Here is a 20589-nt window from a genome sequence, read left to right on the forward strand (position 1 = left end):
CAGCCATAACTTTGTTTGGATCCAGAACCGAACCCATGTCTATTGCCATTCTTTCTCCGAGCCTTCCCCGCGAACCCGAGATGAAGCAGATCGATCACAATGATTCGATCCGCTCGACCTATCTTTCCATCGAGGACATTAAGGCGATGGGCGATGCCGTCGCCCGCAACGGCGTCGATAAGCTGCCGGCTTTCGCCCCTTTCGATTTCTTCGCGCGCCACAAGGAAAATCAGAAGGAAATCCTGCGCGTCTATCGCACGACGGCGACGGATGTGGAGGCCGGCGAGACGATCACGCCTGCGGCGGAATGGCTGCTGGACAATCACTACATCGTCGAGGAGGCGATCCAGGAGGTGCGGCGTGACTTCCCCCGCCGCTTCTACCGCGAATTGCCGACCATGCCTGTCGGCGGTGTCGAGATTCCCCGCACTCTGGTGCTTGCCTGGCTCTACGTCGCCCATACCCACAGCACGATCTCGCAGGAAAGCCTGACGGCGCTGGTCGACGGCTTCCAGGCCAACGAGACGCTGAGGATCGGCGAACTCTGGGCGCTGCCCTCGCTGGTGCGCTACGTGCTCGTCGAAAACCTTCGCCGTATTTCGAGCCGTGTGGAAGCCAGCCGCCGCCTGCGCCGCCGCGCCAACGAGGCCGCCGACGAGCTGGTGCGCCTGACCGATCCGGCCAAGGCAGCCGCCTATCTGAAGACGCTGGAACCGCTTGCCGAGGACAATACCTTCTCGACGCAGTTCCTCTACCGCCTGCGTGACGGCTCGCAGACCTCGAGCCTGGCGATCACCTGGCTCGACGAGCGGCTCGAAGAGCTTGGCCGGAACACCGAAGAGGCGACGACGGCGGAACACAGCCGTCTCTCCTCCGGCAATGTGACGATGGGCAACATCATCCGCAGCCTGCGCGAGATCGACGATACCGAATGGTCGGTTTGGGTCGAGCAGGTCAGCCATGTCGACAAACTGCTATGGGAACATTCGGACTACGGCATTCTCGATTCCGGCTCGCGCAACAAATATCGCAAGCAGATCGAAAAGCTGGCGAAGCGTTCGCCGCTGACTGAAATGGAAATCGCCCAGCTGGCGCTCGATATGACGGATGCCGCCAAGGCCTCCGGCGAACCGCAGCCGCATGAACCGAATGTCGGCGGCTTCCTATCCGGCGCGCAGCGACCGAAGCTCGAGGCACGGGCGAATTATCGCCCGACAGTCACCCAGCATTTCGTGCGCGCCGTGCGCCAGTTCAACTGGCTGGCAATTGCCGTACCGGTCATGCTGCTGACTGTTATCGCCATGGCTGTTGTCGGCAACTTCATGGCTAGTGCCGGCATGGGTGCACTCGAAATCGCCGTGCTGCTGATCATGTTCTCGCTGCCGGCATCGGAGGGGGCGACAGGCCTCTTCAACACGCTTCTTTCTTTCTTTGTGACGCCAGCGCGTCTCGTCGGCTACGAGTTCAAGGAAGGCATTCCGGAGGATGCGCGCACGCTGCTCGTCGTGCCCTGCCTGATCTCGAACCGCGACAGCGTCGACGACCACGTTCGCAATCTCGAGGTCCACTATCTCGCCAATCCGCGCGGCGAGATCTATTTCGCGCTGCTCAGCGACTGGCCGGACAGCGATGTCGAGGAGACGCCCGCCGATCTCGAGGTTCTTGACTATGCCAGGCGCGAGATCGCCAATCTTTCCGCCCGCTATGCCTATGACGGCAAGACGCGTTTCTACCTGTTGCACCGCCGCCGCCTCTACAACGCCTCGGAAGGCGTCTGGATGGGCTGGGAGCGCAAACGCGGCAAGCTGCACGAGCTGAACATGCTGCTGCGCGGCGACCGCGACACGACATATCTGCCGGGCGCCAATGCCGTGCCGGCCAATGTGCAATATGTCATGACGCTCGACGCCGACACGCGCCTGATGCGCGACGCCGTCACCAAGCTCGTCGGCAAACTCTATCATCCGATCAACCGTCCGGTCATCAATCCGAAAACCGGTCGTGTCGAAAGCGGCTACGGCGTGCTGCAGCCGCGTGTCACGCCGTCGTTGACGACGGGCAAGGACGCCTCGGTCTTCCAGCGCGTCTTTTCGATCAACCGCGGCCTCGATCCTTATGTCTTCACGGTTTCCGACGTCTATCAGGATCTCGCCGGCGAGGGCACTTTCACCGGCAAGGGGCTTTATCATGTCGATGCCTTCGAAGCCTCGCTGAAGGGCCGGATCGACGAGAATTCCGTGCTCAGCCACGACCTTCTCGAAGGTTCGATGGCGCGCTGCGCCCTCGTCACCGATCTCGAGCTGGTCGAAGATTTCCCGATCCGCTACGAGGTGGAGACCTCGCGCCAGCATCGCTGGGCGCGCGGCGACTGGCAGCTCCTGCCCTACATGTTCAATCCGAAATACGGCGTCACGGCCCTCGGCCGCTGGAAGATGTTCGACAATCTCCGCCGGTCGCTGACGCCGATCGCCTGGTTCTTCGCTTCCGTGCTCGGCTGGTATTTCATGGGTCCGCTCGGCGCGCTCGTCTGGCAGATTCTGCTGATCTTCTGCCTCTTCGTGGCGCCGACGCTGTCGCTGATCAACGGCATCATCCCGCGCACCAGCGACATCGTCGCCCGCGCCCATCTCTATACGGTCTGGTCGGATATCACCGCCGCCAATGCGCAGGTCGCATTGCGGATTGTCTTCATCGCCGACTCCGCCTGCATGATGGCGGATGCGATCGGCCGTTCGCTCTACCGCCTGTTCGTCAGCCGCAAGCTGATGCTGCAGTGGCGAACCGCCGCCAGCGTTCAGGCCGGCGGGCAAGGCACCCTCGCCTCTTATTACAAGCAGATGTGGCATGCGCCGGTGCTGGCGCTGCTGGCGCTTGGTTTCGCCGCTCTTCCCGGCGACAACGCTTTCCTCGTCGGCATTCCCTTCGCGCTGCTGTGGATTCTCTCGCCTGTCGTCGCCTGGTATGTCAGCCAGTCGGCGGAAACCGAGGACCGGCTCGAAGTCGCCGATTCCGTGTCGAGCGAGTTGCGCAAGATCGCCCGGCGCACTTGGCGCTATTTCGAGACCTTCACCACGGCCGAGCAGAATTATCTGCCGCCGGATAATATCCAGGAAACGCCGCATGTCATCGTCGCGGCCCGCACCTCGCCGACCAATATCGGCGTCTATCTGCTTTCCGTCGTCTCCGGCCGGCAATTCGGCTGGTTCTCCTTCGAGGAGACGCTCGAGCGGCTGGAGCAGACGATTGCCACAATCGATAAAATGGAGAAATTCCGCGGCCATCTGTTCAACTGGTATCACAGCGATACGCTGCAGACGCTTGGGCCGCGTTATGTCTCAGCCGTCGACAGCGGCAATCTCGCCGGCCACCTGATCGCCGTTTCTTCGGCCTGCCGCAACTGGGCCGAGGCGCCCTCTGCCCACATGCAGGGCAATCTCGACGGTGTCGGCGATACGGCAGGCATTTTGGGCGAAGTGCTGGCGGACCTGCCTGATGACCGCAAGACCGTGCGGCCGCTACGCCGGCGCCTGGAAGAGCGCATTGTCGGCTTCCAGAACGCGCTTGCCGCCGTCAAGCGCGAGCACGAATTCGCCTCGATCCGCATCATCAACCTCGCCGTTCTCGCCCGCGACATCGAAAAGCTCGCCGCCAATCTCGACCACGAGGTCAAGTCGAAGCAGAGCGAAGAAGTCACCCAATGGGCGGCGTCGCTGGTGAAGGTCTGCGAGGCGCATATATCAGACAGCACCTTCGATCTTTCCAAGGTCGATGCGCTCCGGCCGCGTCTGGTCGCGTTGCGCGACAAGGCCCGCGATCTCGCCTTCTCGATGGATTTCGGCTTCCTGTTCCGACCGGAACGTCGCCTGCTTTCGATCGGCTACCGCGTCGAAAGCGGCGAGCTCGACCAGGCCTGCTACGATCTGCTGGCTTCCGAATGCCGCCTGACCAGCCTGTTCGGCATCGCCAAGGGCGATCTGCCGACCGAACATTGGTACCGCCTCGGCCGTCAGGTCGTGCCGGTGGGATCGCGCGGCGCGCTGGTCTCCTGGTCCGGCTCGATGTTCGAATATCTGATGCCGCCGCTCGTCATGCAGGAGCGCGGCGGCGGTATTCTCAACCAGACCAACAATCTTGTTGTCGTCGAGCAGATGAATTACGCCCGCAAGCTCGGTATTCCGTGGGGTATTTCGGAAGCGGCCTTCAATGCCCGCGACCATAACCTCAACTATCAGTACACGAATTTCGGGGTGCCGACGCTCGGTCTCAAGCGCGGCCTCGGCCACAATGCCGTCATCGCGCCCTATGCTTCGCTGCTGGCCAGCCAGTACGACCCGCCGGGCGCACTTGAAAACCTGCAGCGGCTGCGCAAGGTCGGCGCGCTCGGCAAGTTCGGCTTCCACGACGCCGTCGACTTCACGCCGACGCGCGTGCCGGAAGGCAAGAAATGCGCGGTGGTCTACAATTATTATGCCCACCATCACGGCATGTCGATCGCCGCCGTCGCCAACGTCGCCTTCAACGGCCATCTGCGCGAGCTCTTCCATTCCGACCCGGTTATCGAGGCGGCGGAGCTTCTGCTGCAGGAAAAGGCGCCGCGCGACATTCCGGTCATGAGCGGCAAGCATGAATCCGACACGCCGGCGAGCATCCAGGACGATCTGCTGCGGCCGGAGATCCGGAAGATCAGCGATCCGGCTTCGCGCGACCGTGAACTCGTGTTCCTGTCGAACGGCCACTACTCGCTGATGCTGACGGCGACGGGCGCCGGTTATTCCCGCTGGAACGGCCTTTCCGTTTCCCGCTGGAAGGCCGATCCGACCGAAGACCGCTGGGGCACCTTCATCTTCCTGCGCGATACCGCCACCAACGAATGGTGGTCGGCGACGGCAGAGCCGAAGGGCGTCGAGGGTGAAAAGATCAAGGTCGAGTTCGCTGACGAAAAGGCGCAATTCATCAAGACGGTCGGTGATCTGACGAGCGAGGTGGAGTGCATCATCGCAACGGAGCATGATGCAGAGGCCCGCCGCGTCACCCTGCTCAACATGGGCACGGAAGACCGTTTCATCGAAGTCACTTCCTATCTCGAACCTGTCATCACCTCGGATGATACCGACAATGCGCATCCGGCATTCGCCCGCATGTTCGTCAAGACCGAAATCGGCAAGCGCGGCGACGTCATTCGCGCCGAACGCAACAAACGCGATCCGAATGAGCCGAACATCAGCATCGCGCATCTGATCGTCGACAATGCCGGCGACACCCGTCACACCGAATTCGAGACCGACCGGCGCAAGTTCATCGGCCGTGGCCGCAGCCTCGCCGATGCGGCGGCCTTCGATCCGGGTGCCACACTTTCCGGCAGCGACGGCTTCATGCTCGATCCCGTCATGTCGCTGCGCCGCACCGTGCGTGTGCCGGCCGGCAAAAAGGTCAGCGTGTTCTTCTGGACGATCGCCGCTCCAAACCGCGACGAGGTCGACAAGGCGGTCAACCGCTATCGTCACCCCGACGCCTTCAACCACGAACTCGTCCAGGCCTGGACGCGCACGCAGGTGCAGATGCGCCATGTCGGCGTCACCTCGCAGCAGGCGGCAGCCTTCCAGCATCTCGGGCGCTACCTCGTCTATCCCGACATGCAGTTGCGCAAGGATGAAGCGACGGTCGAGGCCGGCCTGCAGTCGCAATCGGCACTGTGGCCTTTGGCGATCTCCGGCGATTTTCCGATTTTCACGTTGCGCGTCAACGACGACATGGATCTCGATATCGCCCGCGAGGCGCTGCTGGCGCAGGAATATCTGCGCTCGCGCGGCGTCACCGCCGATCTCATCATCATGAACGAACGCGCCTCTTCCTACGCGCAGGACATGCAGCACGCGCTCGACGCCATGTGCGAGAACGTGCGCCGCATGGGCCAGGCCGACGGGTTACGTCAGCATATCTTCGCGGTTCGAAAGGACCTGATGGAGGAGAGCACCTATCATGCGGTGATCGCGGCTTCCCGCGTCACCCTGCATGCGAAGAACGGCAAGGTGGTCGACCAGATCAACCGCGCCGTCGCCCTCTTTGCACCCTCGAAAGATGAACTGCAGGAAATGGAGCGCGCCGAGCGCAACAAGGTTCCGGTCAAGCGCATCGCTCCGGTGGCGCCGCCTGTCGTGCCGGCCGTCGTCATCGAGGAGGGAGGCGATCTCGACTTCTGGAACGGCATCGGCGGCTTTGCCCGAGACGGCCGCGAATATGTCGTTCGCCTGCCCGGGGGCCATGCGACGCCCCAGCCCTGGATCAACGTCATTTCCAACGACAGGTTCGGCTTTCACGTGTCGGCCGAAGGCGCTGGCTTCACCTGGAGCGTCAATTCGCGCGATTACCAGCTGACCTCCTGGTCGAACGATGCGGTGGTCAACCGTTCGGGTGAGGCCTTCTATCTCGCCGATCTCGACAGCGGTGCGGTCATGACGCCGTTCGCAGCGCTGTCGCGCCGGCCGGACGTTCGTTTTGAGGCCCGCCACGGGCTCGGCTATTCGGTCTTCTCGAGCATCCAGCACGATATCGCACTGGAGCTGACGCAGACGGTCGCCCGCGACAAGCCGGTGAAGCTGCAGCGCCTGCGCCTGCGCAACACCGGCTCGACCGGCCGCAGGCTGCGGCTCTACGGTTACGTTGAATGGGTCCTCGGCAGCAATCCGGGACGCACCGCACCCTTCATCTTGTCGAGCCAAGATGAGGAGACGGGCGCGCTGTTTGCCACCAATCCCTACAGCATCGATTTTTCCAACCGAACCGCCTTCTTCGCGGCGAGCGAGACTCCTTCGAGCGTCTGCGCAAGCCGGCGCGAGTTCATCGGCAAGGCGGGAACGATCCAGGCGCCGCAGGCCGTTACGTCAGCGGCTGCTCTTTCGGGTGCGACCGAACTCGACGGCGATCCGGCCGCGGCTCTGGCGATCGACATCGAGCTTAACGCCGGCGAGGAGCGCGACTTCACCTTCTTCCTCGGCGATACGCCGACGGAAGAAGAAGCGCGCGCCGTCATCGCCGATATCCGCAAGGCTTCGTTCGATGATGCCGTCGAGGCAAACCGCAGCTTCTGGCGGGATTTCACCGGCAGGCTGCAGATCTCGACGCCGGATCGCGGGATGAACAATCTCGTCAACACCTGGCTGCCCTATCAGAGCCTCGGCTGCCGGATCATGGCCCGCACCGCCTTCTACCAGGCAAGCGGCGCCTTCGGCTTCCGCGATCAGCTGCAGGACACGCTGGCCTTCCTGCTGCACGAACCCTCGATCGCCCGCCGGCAGATCCTGAACGCCGCCTCGCGCCAATTCCGCGAGGGCGATGTCCAGCATTGGTGGTTGCCGGGAACGGGTGCCGGCGTCCGCACGATGATCTCGGACGACGTCGTCTGGCTGAGCTATGCGATCCACCACTATTGCAGCGTCACCGGCGACAAGAGCGTGCTCGACGAGGAAATCGCCTTCCTGGAAGGTCCGGCGCTTCTCGAGGGACAGCATGACTCCTTCTACAAGCCGGAGATTTCCGAGGATAAGGCGAGCGTCTACGAACATGCGGCGCTGGCACTCGATCTCGCCATCGCCCGCAAGGGGGCTAACGGCCTGCCGCTGTTCCTCGGCGGCGACTGGAACGACGGCATGAACCGCGTCGGCATCGCCGGCCGCGGCACCAGCGTCTGGCTCGGCTGGTTCCTGGCGGGTGCATTGCGCAACTTCATTCCCTATGCCGAAGAGCGCGGCGACACTGCGCGCGCAAAGCGCTGGTCTGCACATCTAAAGGACTTGAAGAAAGCGCTCGAAACCGCGGGATGGGACGGCGGCTACTATCGCCGAGGCACGTTCGACGATGGCGCGCTGCTCGGTTCCAAGGAAAGCCCGGAATGCCGGATCGATTCGATCGCGCAGTCCTGGAGCGTTCTATCCGGCGAGGGCGACCCGGCCCGCGCCGTCAAGGCCATGGACGCCGTGCTCGATCAACTGGTCGACGAGGAAGCCCGCATCGTCCGGCTGTTCACGCCGCCTTTCATCAATTCCGCCAGGGATCCCGGTTATATCAAGGCTTATCCGCCGGGCGTACGCGAAAACGGCGGCCAATATACCCATGCCGCGACCTGGGTGGTGATGGCGCTGGCCGAGCTCAAGCGGGGCGATGATGCTCTGCGCTGCTTCCAGATCCTCAACCCGATCACCCATGCGCTCGACAAGGCTTCGGCCGAGCAATACCGGGTCGAACCCTATGTCGTGGCTGCCGACGTCTATGGACATGAGCCCTATACGGCGCGCGGCGGCTGGACCTGGTACACGGGCTCGGCCGGCTGGCTCTACCGGGCTGCCGTTGAGGGCATTCTCGGTATCCGGTTGAAAGACGGCCGGCTTTATGTGCGTCCGTCGCTTCCGTCGGAATGGGACGGTTTTGCGGCAGAGGTGGAGCGGGGCGACGGCAAATACCGCATTTCGGTCTCAAAAGCGTCCAATGCTAGCGGTTACACTCTGTCGATTAACGGCAGCGAAATCGCCGATCCCGAAGAGGGATATCCGCTCGGATAAAAGCGTTTCTCCACGCAGACATCACCGGCGATTCGCGAACGGCCAAAAGGGAACCCTTTTGGCCGTCGTCGCGTTTGCAATCGGATAACAGGAGACACCTCATGGCAAGCACGCTGTCCGAAGCCATCGGCACCGAGCGCAGTTCCCTATCGCCAGCTGCGCCAAGGCGCGATACACGGCTTGACGTGCTGCGTGGCCTCGCCCTGATCATGATCTTCATCAATCATGTTCCCGGGCAGTTCTTCGAATATGCGACGACGAAGAATTTCGGCTTCTCCGATGCCGCCGAGGCCTTCGTGCTGATATCGGGCATTGCCGTCGGCCTTGCTTACGGGAGCCGCTTTCAGCCGGGCAACCGGCTCAGCATGGCGATCAAGGCGGCAAAGCGGGCCTTCACGCTCTACCTCGCCCATATGATCACGACATTCATGACGCTGGCGCTGTTCATCTGCGGCGCCTGGCTGTTCCACCGGCCCGGACTTCTTGTCGAAATCAATATTCTGGCGGTGCTGATGAACCTCAAGGACGGTATCCCGGCGCTGCTCCTGCTCGGCCACCAGATCGGCTACAACAATATCCTGCCCATGTACGGGGCGTTGCTGCTGATGGTGCCGATCCTCCTTCTCCTGAACGAGCGAAGCCCGCTGCTGGCGCTTGCCGTCTCGGGCACGGTCTGGCTGCTCGCCGGCATTTATCAGGTGGCGCCGCACAACATGCTGATCGAAGGCTATTGGTTCCTCAATCCGCTCTCTTGGCAATTCCTATTTTCGATCGGCATCGTCTCGATCCTGCATATCAACCGCGGCGGCCGGATCCCGCGGCATCCGCTATTGCTAGGCGTCGCCGCCGCTTACGTCGTGCTGTCCTTCGTCTGGGTGACAGGTCATCTCTGGATTTTCGGCAACTCGCTGGCAGCGCTTGGCCTGCCGCCTGTTATCACCGGTTTCGACAAGACCTTCTTGTCGCTGCCGCGGCTGCTGCATGTGCTGGCGCTGACCTATCTGATTATCAGCATCCCCGCATTCTCCCGCATCCTGCGGCGTCCCGCGGACCACCCGCTGACGATCCTCGGCCGGCATTCGCTCAACATCTTTGTCGCCGGCACGATCCTCGCCATGGTCGGCCAGGTGGTGCTCTACATCACCAACAAGGATCCGCTGGTCGGCCCGATCTTCGTCATCGCCGGGATTGCGACGCAATTCTCCTATGCCTACTATCTCGAGCACAAGCGTCAGCAGGGCAAGGTCAAGAGTAAGCTCGTCACCGAGGTTGCCGCCGTCCCGGTGCCCGTGCGGATCGGCGGCGCGGCAAACACCTATCGCCGCACCAATCGGAAATAACAGCCGGCTTTGCCTGGAGACTGGATAGAAGTGAGCCGGCGGGCCATGCCCGTCGGCTCAGTTTTTGTGAACGAGGATGTTCACCAGCCTGTTCAGGGGATCGCGGACATAAAAGCGCCTGACGCCCCAGGGCTCGTCCACTGGGCCGTATTCGATCGGAAAACCGGCGGCCGACATCGCCGCGAAAGCAGCATCGAGATCGTCGACTTCGATCGAGAGGTCCGGCACCGGCGTGCCGGAGCCACCTTCGCTGGCGATGCTCACCTGAACGTTCATAGGCCTCGCGGCGCCGAAGGTGGTGATCCAGCCGTGATCCATGATCACGTCGAGGCCGAGGATATCCTGATAGAACCGCCGGGCCGGCGTGATGTCGGGTGCCGCAATATTGGCAACGATGCGCAGGACCTTCATGGGCTTTCCCCCCGATGCTTGGACAAGGCGGAAGGTAGGAAGATCGCCAGGGTGGTCAATCGCGGGAATGGCGACGTGGCGGCGTATGGCACCCCCTCTGCCCTGCCGGGCATCTCCCCACCTGTGGGGGAGATGCCCGGCAGGGCAGAGGGGGTGGCTCAGGGTACACGGAGAGTTGGACTGGCCTTACCCAGAAACAAAAAGGCCGGAAGGAGCTACCCTTCCGGCCTTTGTTTTGAAACCCGACCGATCAGGCCGCTTCCGTGGCGTGGGCCTTGCGGACTTCGGCGTCCGTCAGGATACCGCTTGCGCGCAGCAGGGCGGCGAAGCGACCGTTGCTCTGGCTGAGTTCGTCGAAGCTGCCCTGCTCGGCGACGCGGCCATTGTCCAGGAAGAGCACCATGTCGGCTTCGCGGACCGTCGACAGACGGTGGGCGATGATGAAGGTGGTGCGATTCTCACGCAGATTGTCGATCGCTGCCTTGACGCGGGCTTCAGTCTCGACGTCGAGCGCCGAGGTGGCCTCATCGAGCACCAGGATCGGCGCGTCCTTGAGGATGGCGCGGGCGATCGCGATGCGCTGGCGCTCGCCGCCGGAGAGCTTGTTGCCGCGCTCACCGACATGGGTGTCGTAGCGATGCTCACGGGTCTCGATGAAGTCGGCGGCGGCGGCGGCCTCGGCCGCACGGCGCATTTCCTCTTCGCTCGCGCCCTCGCGGCCGAGACGGATATTGTCGCTGATCGAACGGTTCAGCAGGCCCGCATCCTGGAAGACGGTGGCGATATGCCGACGCAGCGACTTGCGGGTCACCTTGGTGATATCGGTGCCGTCGACGAGAATCTGGCCGCCCTGCGGATCGTAGACGCGCTGCAGCAGGTTGACCAGCGTGGTCTTGCCGGCGCCGGTCGGCCCGACGATGGCGACCGTCTGGCCGGCCTTCACCGAGAAGGAAACATTGTGCAGGCCCTGCGAACTGTTGCCGAAGCCGAACGAGACGTCGCGGAATTCGACCGCACCCTTGACGTTCTTGATCTCGCCGTTGCCGGCCGGCTCTTCACGTTCACGCACCGAATCCTCGAGCGTGTAGAAGTCCTGGAGTTTGGAGCGGGCCTCGAAGATCTGTGTGGCGAATTGACGCATCAGGTCGAGACGGGCAATCAGCAGGTTGGCAAAGCCGATGAAGGCAATGACGTCACCGACGCGCAGCTCACCGGACTGGACGAGCATCGTGCCGATGATCAGGACGACCATCATCGCGATGGTTGAGGCCATGCGGTTCAGCGCGCTGGCGATCGCCCACCAGTCGAGCACCGGATACTGCGCTTCGAGCAGCCGGTTAGCGAAGGATTTCAGCGCCTTGGTCTCAGCTTCGATGCGGTTGTAGCTATGCAGCACGGACACGTTGCTGATCGAGTCGCTGACATGCGAGAAGACGGTATGGTAGTGGTTCTCGACCGAAGCCTGGCCATCCTTGGTGCGACTCATGACGACGCGGCCGATCAGCCAGTAGGCGATGGCGAGCACCATGAGCACGGCGGAAAGGCGCAGGTCCATCGACATTGCGGTCGGTATCAGCAGAGCAAGCGCGATGACCGTCGACAGATGGTTGCGCATGAATTCCAGCCAGAGGCCGAACAGCGTCTCGCAGGCGCGCAGCAGCGTATGCAGCGCGTTGGAGGTGCCGCGCTGGTGGTGCCAGGCGAGCGGCATGGAAATGATCCGGCCGAAAGCCTCCGTCAGCAACGTGGCCCGCCGCCCGTGGGCAAGCCGGTCGGCCTCGCGCGATACCAGGACGAAGGCAACGGTGTTGAACACGGCGAAGCCCGCCCACATGAACAGGATGGGCTTGACTTCACCCTTGCCCGAGATCGCATCGATGATGCGACCGAACAGGATCGGTTCCGCAATGGTAATGGTCGCCAGAACAATATTGGCGATAACGACCAGGGATACGCGGAGCTTGTAGGCGCCAAGATAGCGCAGAGCTCTTGCATAGACCTTGAATAGCGACACGTCTAACCTCTTGTGCATCTGCGAAAACGGGAATGATGCGATGCTACAAAAGGCTACCTGAACCGGCGATTAACGGATCATTCAGAGCTCACCCCGCGGAAAGATCAAGCTGAACGCTCTATCGCCTGCTGCGACGAAATCGAGCTGCATCAATAGCATAGAGCAGTGGATCGCGTGAAGATTGCTCACATTTTTCGGCGTCAGGGTCTGGCAACCGAATATCTGCGGGATTATATGCCAGACAATTTGCGCTTGCATTTTAATAAATGTTTAGCACAGCATTGAAATTAAAGACTGCATTTTTGAAAGACCGTTTTCGCGATGAAATTGAAATGCCGCCAACGGCCTGGATGCGGACTTAAGGTCCGGACAAGGGGCGCTTTGTGAATATCAATTCCTTGATTCAAGTGCTTGTAATTCTGGAAGAGTGCCCAAATCCGGACGCCGTGGTCAACGAGCTCGAGCAGGTCCTCCATGGTTCCGGCTTCGAGTATTACGGTCTGCTACGCCATTTGCAGCAGACACCGGCGCAGCAGAATTCGGAATTGCGGGCCGCACCGCTGGCCGGCCGCTGGCCGGAACGATGGCTGCAGATATATGCCGCAAAAAAATACATCCGGATCGATCCGATGGTGCGCTATCTCGCCCATGCGCAACGGCCTTTCCGCTGGCGGGAGAGTATGGCGGCGTTCAACGGCAGCACGCATCGGCGCCGCATGGAGCAGATGATGGTCGATGCCTTCGGCCACGGATTGGAGGATGGCTATCTCTTTCCGATCCACGGGCGCAACGGCATTCTGGGCAGCCTCAGTCTCGGCGGCAAACCGATCGAATTGTCGCCGGTGGAGATCGCCTTGCTCGAGGCCGTCGCGCGCAAGACCTTCTGGCGGTTGCTCGAGCTGACAGGCGAGGCTGAGGCGTTGGAGACAGTGCTGCCGGCCGAGACGCCGCTGACGCGGCGCGAGATGGAAATCCTGCATTATCTCGCCGAAGGCATGACGTCGATGGAGATCAGCAAGATGCTGAAGATCTCGAACCACACCGTCGACTGGTATATGAACGGCCTGCAGAACAAGCTGAAAGCAAAGAACAGGCAGCAGGCGGTGGCGCTCGCTTTCCGCCATGGCCTGATAAGCTGAGCATTTCCTTATCCATTTCGCCAAAATCGCTGCATACTGCCAGTCGACATGTCTTCGCATGGCGAGAAAGTGCGTTTCGCAGTCGCAAGAGAAATTGAACTTCCTGTGACAAGAAGTTAAGAATTTTCTTCGCGGGTGCAGCATGCCCGCGTCTGAACGTCGGAGGAGACCGTTTTGCCCATTTCCAAGATACTCGTTGCTAATCGCTCTGAAATAGCCATTCGCGTGTTCCGCGCGGCCAACGAGCTTGGAATAAAAACGGTGGCGATCTGGGCGGAAGAGGACAAGCTGGCGCTGCACCGCTTCAAGGCAGACGAAAGCTATCAGGTCGGCCGCGGCCCGCATCTTGCTCGCGACCTCGGACCGATCGAGAGCTATCTGTCGATCGATGAGGTGATCCGCGTCGCCAAGCTTTCCGGCGCCGACGCCATTCACCCCGGCTACGGCCTCTTGTCGGAAAGCCCGGAATTCGTCGATGCCTGCAACAAGGCCGGCATCATCTTCATCGGCCCGAAGGCCGATACGATGCGCCAGCTCGGCAACAAGGTGGCGGCGCGCAATTTGGCGATCTCGGTCGGCGTGCCCGTCGTGCCGGCAACCGAACCGTTGCCGGACGATATGGCCGAAGTGGCGAAGATGGCCGAAGAGATCGGTTATCCCGTCATGCTGAAGGCTTCCTGGGGCGGTGGCGGCCGCGGCATGCGCGCAATCCGCGATCCGAAGGATCTCGCCCGCGAGGTGACCGAGGCCAAGCGCGAGGCGATGGCGGCCTTCGGCAAGGACGAAGTCTATCTGGAAAAGCTGGTCGAGCGTGCCCGCCATGTCGAAAGCCAGGTCCTCGGCGACACACACAGCAATGTCGTGCATCTCTTCGAGCGTGACTGCTCGATCCAGCGCCGCAACCAGAAGGTCGTCGAGCGTGCGCCGGCGCCCTATCTTTCCGAGGCGCAGCGCCAGGAGCTCGCCGCCTATTCGCTGAAGATCGCAGCGGCGACCAACTATATCGGCGCCGGCACCGTCGAATATCTGATGGATGCCGATACCGGAAAATTCTACTTCATCGAGGTCAATCCGCGGATCCAGGTCGAGCATACGGTGACCGAAGTGGTCACCGGCATCGATATCGTCAAGGCGCAGATCCATATCCTCGACGGGGCTGCGATCGGCACGCCGGAATCGGGCGTTCCCGCTCAGGCTGACATCCGTCTCAACGGCCATGCGCTGCAGTGCCGCATCACCACGGAAGATCCGGAGCACAACTTCATTCCGGATTACGGCCGCATCACCGCTTATCGCTCGGCTTCCGGCTTCGGCATCCGTCTCGACGGCGGCACCTCCTATTCCGGGGCGATCATCACCCGCTATTATGATCCGCTGCTCGTCAAGGTGACGGCCTGGGCGCCGAACCCGTCCGAAGCGATTTCCCGCATGGACCGTGCGCTGCGCGAATTCCGCATCCGCGGCGTCGCCACCAATCTGACCTTCCTCGAAGCGATCATCGGCCACCCGAAATTCCGCGACAACAGCTACACCACCCGCTTCATCGACACGACGCCGGAGCTGTTCCAGCAGGTCAAGCGCCAGGACCGCGCGACGAAGCTCTTGACCTATCTCGCCGACGTCACCGTCAACGGCCATCCCGAGGCCAAGGACCGGCCGAAGCCGATTGCCAACGCCGCCAAGCCGGTGGTGCCCTATGCCAACGGCAATGGCGTCAAGGACGGCACCAAGCAGCTGCTCGACAGGCTCGGCCCGAAGAAATTCGGCGAATGGATGCGCAATGAGAAGCGCGTGCTTTTGACCGATACGACAATGCGCGACGGCCATCAGTCGCTGCTTGCCACCCGCATGCGCACCTATGACATCGCCAGGATCGCCGGCACCTATGCGCATGCGCTGCCGAACCTTCTGTCGCTCGAATGCTGGGGCGGCGCCACCTTCGACGTCTCCATGCGCTTCCTGACCGAAGATCCGTGGGAGCGGCTGGCGCTGATCCGCGAGGGCGCGCCGAACCTGCTCCTGCAGATGCTGCTGCGCGGCGCCAACGGCGTCGGCTACACCAACTATCCCGACAATGTCGTCAAATATTTCGTCCGCCAGGCGGCCAGAGGCGGCATCGATCTCTTCCGCGTCTTCGACTGCCTTAACTGGGTCGAGAACATGCGGGTATCGATGGATGCGATCGCCGAGGAGAACAAACTCTGCGAGGCGGCGATCTGCTATACCGGCGATATCCTCAATTCCGCCCGCCCGAAATACGACCTGAAATACTATACCGAGCTTGCGGTCGAGCTCGAAAAGGCCGGCGCCCATATCATCGCGGTCAAGGATATGGCGGGTCTGTTGAAGCCGGCGGCGGCGAAGGTGCTGTTCAAGGCGCTGCGCGAGGCGACCGGCCTGCCGATCCACTTCCACACCCATGACACCTCGGGCATTGCGGCCGCCACCGTTCTTGCCGCCGTCGAAGCCGGTGTCGATGCCGTCGATGCGGCGATGGATGCGCTTTCCGGCAGTACTTCGCAGCCCTGTCTCGGCTCGATCGTCGAGGCGCTCTCCGGCTCCGAGCGTGATCCCGGCCTCGATCCGGAATGGATCCGCCGCATCTCCTTCTATTGGGAAGCGGTGCGCAATCAGTATGCGGCCTTCGAAAGCGACCTCAAGGGGCCGGCCTCGGAAGTCTATCTGCACGAAATGCCGGGCGGCCAGTTCACCAACCTCAAGGAGCAGGCCCGTTCGCTGGGACTGGAAACCCGCTGGCACCAAGTGGCGCAGGCCTATGCCGACGCCAACCAGATGTTCGGTGATATCGTCAAGGTGACGCCCTCTTCCAAGGTGGTCGGCGACATGGCGCTGATGATGGTCAGCCAGGACCTGACGGTCGCCGACGTCGTCAGCCCAGAGCGCGAAGTCTCCTTCCCGGAATCGGTGGTCTCGATGCTGAAGGGCGATCTCGGCCAGCCGCCGTCGGGATGGCCGGCAGCGCTGCAGAAGAAGGCACTGAAAGGCGAAAAGCCCTACACGGTGCGTCCCGGCTCGCTGCTGAAGGAAGCCGATCTCGATGCCGAGCGCAAGGTCATCGAGACGAAGCTGGAACGCGAGGTCAGCGACTTCGAGTTCGCCTCATACCTGATGTATCCGAAGGTCTTCACCGACTTTGCGCTCGCCTCCGATACCTATGGGCCGGTCTCGGTGCTGCCGACGCCGGCTTATTTCTACGGGCTAGCCGATGGCGACGAGCTGTTTGCCGATATCGAAAAGGGCAAGACCCTCGTCATCGTCAATCAGGCGATGAGCGCCACCGACAGCCAGGGCATGGTCACCGTCTTCTTCGAGCTCAACGGCCAGCCGCGGCGCATCAAGGTGCCGGACCGGGCGCATGGGGCGACGGGGGCTGCCGTGCGCCGCAAGGCCGAGCCCGGCAATGGTGCCCATGTCGGCGCGCCGATGCCCGGCGTCATCAGCCGCGTCTTCGCCTCATCAGGCCAGGCCGTCAGCGCCGGTGACGTGCTCGTCTCCATCGAGGCGATGAAGATGGAAACCGCGATCCATGCGGAAAAGGACGGAACGATTGCGGAAATCCTCGTCAAGGCCGGCGACCAGATCGATGCCAAGGACCTGCTTGTCGTCTATGCCGGTTGAGCCTTGCCGAGAGGCTTGTTCAGCTGCCGGAGGCTTCGGCCAATCACCCGATTGTGTGTGATCAAGCTGTCGGAAAGCTGATTTTTCGAAGCGTTTACGGCCTCCTCGCCTTGCCCGGTGAGGAGGCTTTCTCATAGACTTCAGGTCGTATTATCCGCCCCAAGACCAACCAGGAAATCCTCTCCATGAACAAGTTGAAGATTGCCGTCATCGTCGGCAGCACGCGTATTGGCCGTTTTGCAGAACATCCGGCCAAGTGGATCGCCGGGCTCGTCGGCCAGCGCTCCGATCTCGAAGTCGAGGTTCTCGATCTTCTCGACTATCCCATGCATTTCTTCGGCGAAGAGCGCGCAACGACGGCGGAAAGCGAAGCCGCCGAACGTTGGAAGAAGAAGCTGCGCGAATTCGACGGCTTCATTTTCACCGTCGCCGAGTACAATCATGCGCCGACGGGGGTTCTGAAAAACGCGATCGATCTCGGCGAGTTCATCCAGAAGCCGGTCGGCTTCGTGGGCTATGGCGGCGTTGGCGGTGCGCGCGCCGTCGAGCAGCTTCGCCTGATCTTCGTCGAAATGAGCGCGGCTTCGGTCAAGACCGGCGTTCACATTGCCTTCAGCGAATATCTTGCCGTTCTCAAGGAGGGCAAGCAGCTTGGGGACTACGCCCATCTCAACGAAGCCGCCAAGAACATGCTCGACCAGCTGACCTGGTGGGGCAACGCCTTGAAGGCCGCGCGCGCCGTCGTCACGGCGGCTTGATCGAAATGCCGGCGGTGCCGGGCGACAGCCCGGCACCGTTTTAAATATCGTAGGTATGCGCCGCGTTGATCGTCGAGATGAAGCGCTTGGTGCGTTCGCGCTCAGGCGCGGTGAAGATCGCTCTGGCGCTGCCCGTTTCCACCACGCTGCCGGCTTCCAGGAAGACGACGTCATTGGCGATCTTGGAGGCGAGGCGCAGATCATGGGTCGCCATCACCATGGTCGTGCCTTCCCGGGCCAGCTGGCCCAGCACATCGACCACTTCCGCCGAAAGTTCCGGATCGAGCGCCGAGGTCGGCTCGTCACACAGAAGCACGCGCGGCGACGGCGCCAGCGCCCGGGCGATCGCCACGCGCTGTTGCTGGCCGCCCGATAATGTCGAGGGCCAGGCATCGGCCTTGTGTGCCATGTCCACCTTGGTCAGGAGTTCCGTGGCGCGTTCGCGGGCTTTCTCCTTCGGCCATTTCAGCACCGTGACCAGACCTTCCATGACATTTTCGATCGCGGTTTGATGCGGGAAGAGCTGGAAGTTCTGGAAGACCATGCCGGTCTGGCGGCGGATTTTCTGAATCGCCTGCCAGCCGACGCGTTTGCCGGGCGCGAAGGAAAGCTCTGCCTCGCCGAGACGGATTGCACCTGATGTCGGGATTTCGAGCAGGTTGATACAGCGCAGCAGCGTGCTTTTGCCGCCGCCTGAGGGCCCGACCAGCGCGGTGACGCTGCCTTCGGGAATGCGAATGCTGATGTCCTTCAGGATGATGGCGTCGCCGAAGCGCTTTTCGATGTTGGAAAGCTCGATCATGCATTTGCCTCCAGCATGCCGCCGTAACGCGCGAAGCGGCGTTCCAGCCGCACCTGCAGCTGCGAGAGGATGGAGCTCAGGACAAGATAGATCAGCGCCGCCTCGATATAGAGGATCAGTGGCTCATAGGTGGTGGCGACGATGCGCTGCGCGGCCTGGAAGAGCTCCGGCACGGTGATGGCGGCGGCAAGCGACGTGTCCTTCACCAGCGAGATGAAAGTGTTCGACAACGGCGGTACGGCGACGCGGCCGGCCTGCGGCAGGATGGTGCGGCTCATCGCCTGACGCCAGCTCATGCCGATCGAATAGGCCGCTTCCCACTGACCCTTGGGCACGGAGGAGATGACGGCGCGGATGATCTCGGAGCTGTAAGCGCCGATATTCAGGGTGAAGCCGATGAGGGCGGCGGGAAAGGCGTCGAGCAGGATGCCGATGCTCGGCAGGCCGTAGAAGATGACGAAGAGTTGCACGAGCAGCGGTGTGCCACGGATAACCCAGACATAGAAGCGGGCGATCGCCGCAACCGGCGCTGGGCCGAAAAGCCGGGCGATCGCGGTGATAAGGCCGAGGATCAGGCCGAAGAAGAAGGAGAGCAGGGTCAGGGGAATGGTGAAGATCAATCCCGCCCAGAGGAGCGAGGGAAGCGATTCCGCCATCAGTTGGAGCCAGTGCGGCAAGGGATGTTCCCTCTCGTGGATTAGGGTGACATCTCGAATACCCCTCCCCAACCCCTCCCCACAAGGGGGAGGGACTTATCCAGTCTCTCGCCCCGCACGAAATAGCAGCTGAACTGCGGGCCGAAACGGTTGTTTTGAGATGAGGCGGTCCCCGCGGAGCCCCTCCCCCTTGTGGGGAGGGGTTGGGGAGGGGACTTTTCCCGAGCTTACTTCGAAACGTCCTGGCCGAAATACTTGTCGGCGATCTTCTTGTACGTACCGTCCGCCTTGATGTCGGCGAGCGCCTTGTTGATTTCGGCGAGCAGTTCCGGCTCGCCCTTGCGGATGATGATGCCGGAGTAATCGGCATTTTCCTGCTCAGCGGCGATCTTCACCGGCGCGTCCGGCTTGTGCTTCTTGAAGTCGAGGAAGGAGAGGCTGTCGTTGATCGTCGCATCGGCGCGCTTGGTCAGCACGAGCTGGATCGACTGGTCGAAACCGTCGGTGCCGACGAGTTCGGCGCCGGCTTCGGTCGCGAGCTTGCCGAAGTTGCTGGTCAGCGACTGGGCGGATTTCTTGCCCTTCAGATCGGCGAAGGTCTTGATGCTGTCGTCGCCGTCGCGGATGATCAGCACGGCCTTGGAGGCGATATAAGGTTCGGAGAAATCATATTTCTGCTTGCGGGCTTCGGTGATGCCGACCTGGTTGATGACGGTGTCGTAGCGCTTGGCGTCGAGGCCGGCGATCAGGCCATCCCACTTGCCTTCGACGAATTCGGCCTTGACGCCGAGCTTTGCGGCGATCGCTTCGCCGATCTCGACGTCGAAGCCGACGAGCTTGCCGCTTTCGTCATGATAGGTGAAGGGCGCATAGGTGCCCTCGGTGCCGATTTTGAAGACGCCCGCCGACTTGATGGCGGCAAGGTTTTCGCCGGCATGGGCGGGCAGGAGGGCAGCAGCCTGAATGAGGGCAGCGGCGGCGACGGTTTTCAACCAGTTCATTGTTTTATCCATCCTTGGGAGGGTTGTTAGCGGATGCGCCATAGTTCGCAGAAAACTAGGGCGTCGGAAGCGAAGGAAACTGCGAATAAAAGCAGCAAGTGCGAATATTTTTCTCAAGCGGCCGCTTGGGCCTCGAATTGCCTGCAGCCAGGCCATTTTGCCTCGTTGGCGGGCTGCTTTATTTCAACAGGTCAGAAAACGTGTGACCGTGCATGTTGCATGCACAGTCATAAACGTTTATGCACGTTTCATATCATTCAACCTTCAACCCGGT

The 20589-nt window shown here is 61.9% G+C and carries 10 protein-coding genes; 5 read left to right on the forward strand and 5 right to left on the reverse strand.

The window, feature by feature from the left end:
* Window positions 1-35 precede the first annotated feature (35 nt).
* Window positions 36-8555, forward strand: a complete 8520-nt coding sequence (locus EFR00_RS10350; protein ID WP_077992284.1) for a glycoside hydrolase family 94 protein — start codon at window positions 36-38, stop codon at window positions 8553-8555.
* Between the two features lie 101 nt (window positions 8556-8656).
* Entirely contained in the window at window positions 8657-9895 is a 1239-nt protein-coding gene (locus tag EFR00_RS10355; protein WP_077992285.1) for an OpgC family protein, read from the forward strand.
* Window positions 9896-9952: 57 nt separating this feature from the next.
* On the opposite strand, the gene EFR00_RS10360 is transcribed toward EFR00_RS10355, so the two are convergent.
* A complete protein-coding gene (locus tag EFR00_RS10360; RefSeq protein WP_077992291.1) occupies window positions 9953-10306 on the reverse strand; it encodes a VOC family protein in 354 nt (117 codons plus the stop codon).
* Window positions 10307-10556: 250 nt separating this feature from the next.
* A complete protein-coding gene (locus tag EFR00_RS10365) occupies window positions 10557-12320 on the reverse strand; it encodes a glucan ABC transporter ATP-binding protein/ permease (protein WP_077992292.1) in 1764 nt (587 codons plus the stop codon).
* Window positions 12321-12703: 383 nt separating this feature from the next.
* Here EFR00_RS10365 and EFR00_RS10370 point away from each other — a divergent pair, with 383 nt between their 5' ends.
* The 3 genes from EFR00_RS10370 to EFR00_RS10380 all read left to right on the forward strand — a co-directional run bounded on the left by EFR00_RS10370 (window position 12704) and on the right by EFR00_RS10380 (window position 17856).
* Window positions 12704-13459 (forward strand): helix-turn-helix transcriptional regulator, encoded by a 756-nt coding sequence (locus EFR00_RS10370; protein WP_077992294.1) that lies wholly within the window; start codon window positions 12704-12706, stop codon window positions 13457-13459.
* A gap of 174 nt (window positions 13460-13633) precedes the next feature.
* Window positions 13634-17098, forward strand: coding sequence for a pyruvate carboxylase (gene pyc / locus EFR00_RS10375; RefSeq protein ID WP_077992297.1), 3465 nt, complete (start codon window positions 13634-13636; stop codon window positions 17096-17098).
* A gap of 185 nt (window positions 17099-17283) precedes the next feature.
* On the forward strand, window positions 17284-17856 hold the full coding sequence (locus EFR00_RS10380) for an NADPH-dependent FMN reductase (RefSeq protein WP_038691928.1): 573 nt from the start codon (window positions 17284-17286) through the stop codon (window positions 17854-17856).
* 40 nt (window positions 17857-17896) lie between these two features.
* On the opposite strand, the gene EFR00_RS10385 is transcribed toward EFR00_RS10380, so the two are convergent.
* The 3 genes from EFR00_RS10385 to EFR00_RS10395 all read right to left on the reverse strand — a co-directional run bounded on the left by EFR00_RS10385 (window position 17897) and on the right by EFR00_RS10395 (window position 20315).
* Complete coding sequence (locus EFR00_RS10385) at window positions 17897-18658, reverse strand: amino acid ABC transporter ATP-binding protein (RefSeq protein ID WP_009994338.1); 762 nt, start codon at window positions 18656-18658, stop codon at window positions 17897-17899.
* Window positions 18655-19335 (reverse strand): amino acid ABC transporter permease, encoded by a 681-nt coding sequence (locus EFR00_RS10390; RefSeq protein WP_038691932.1) that lies wholly within the window; start codon window positions 19333-19335, stop codon window positions 18655-18657. The genes EFR00_RS10385 and EFR00_RS10390 overlap by 4 nt, the downstream gene beginning before the upstream one ends.
* Window positions 19336-19541: 206 nt before the next feature.
* Window positions 19542-20315, reverse strand: coding sequence for an amino acid ABC transporter substrate-binding protein (locus EFR00_RS10395; protein WP_077992299.1), 774 nt, complete (start codon window positions 20313-20315; stop codon window positions 19542-19544).
* Between the last annotated feature and the right edge of the window lie 274 nt (window positions 20316-20589).

The sequence above is a fragment of the Rhizobium sophoriradicis genome (assembly GCF_003939025.1).
GTDB lineage: Bacteria > Pseudomonadota > Alphaproteobacteria > Rhizobiales > Rhizobiaceae > Rhizobium > Rhizobium sophoriradicis.

What these genes read in the sequence shown, in the direction of transcription:
- EFR00_RS10385 (WP_009994338.1), bottom strand. Translation starts at nt 18,658, where the DNA reads ATGATCGAGCTTTCCAACATCGAAAAGCGCTTCGGCGACGCCATCATC.
- EFR00_RS10380 (WP_038691928.1), top strand. Translation starts at nt 17,284, where the DNA reads ATGAACAAGTTGAAGATTGCCGTCATCGTCGGCAGCACGCGTATTGGC.
- EFR00_RS10355 (WP_077992285.1), top strand. Translation starts at nt 8,657, where the DNA reads ATGGCAAGCACGCTGTCCGAAGCCATCGGCACCGAGCGCAGTTCCCTA.
- EFR00_RS10395 (WP_077992299.1), bottom strand. Translation starts at nt 20,315, where the DNA reads ATGAACTGGTTGAAAACCGTCGCCGCCGCTGCCCTCATTCAGGCTGCT.
- EFR00_RS10360 (WP_077992291.1), bottom strand. Translation starts at nt 10,306, where the DNA reads ATGAAGGTCCTGCGCATCGTTGCCAATATTGCGGCACCCGACATCACG.
- EFR00_RS10350 (WP_077992284.1), top strand. Translation starts at nt 36, where the DNA reads ATGTCTATTGCCATTCTTTCTCCGAGCCTTCCCCGCGAACCCGAGATG.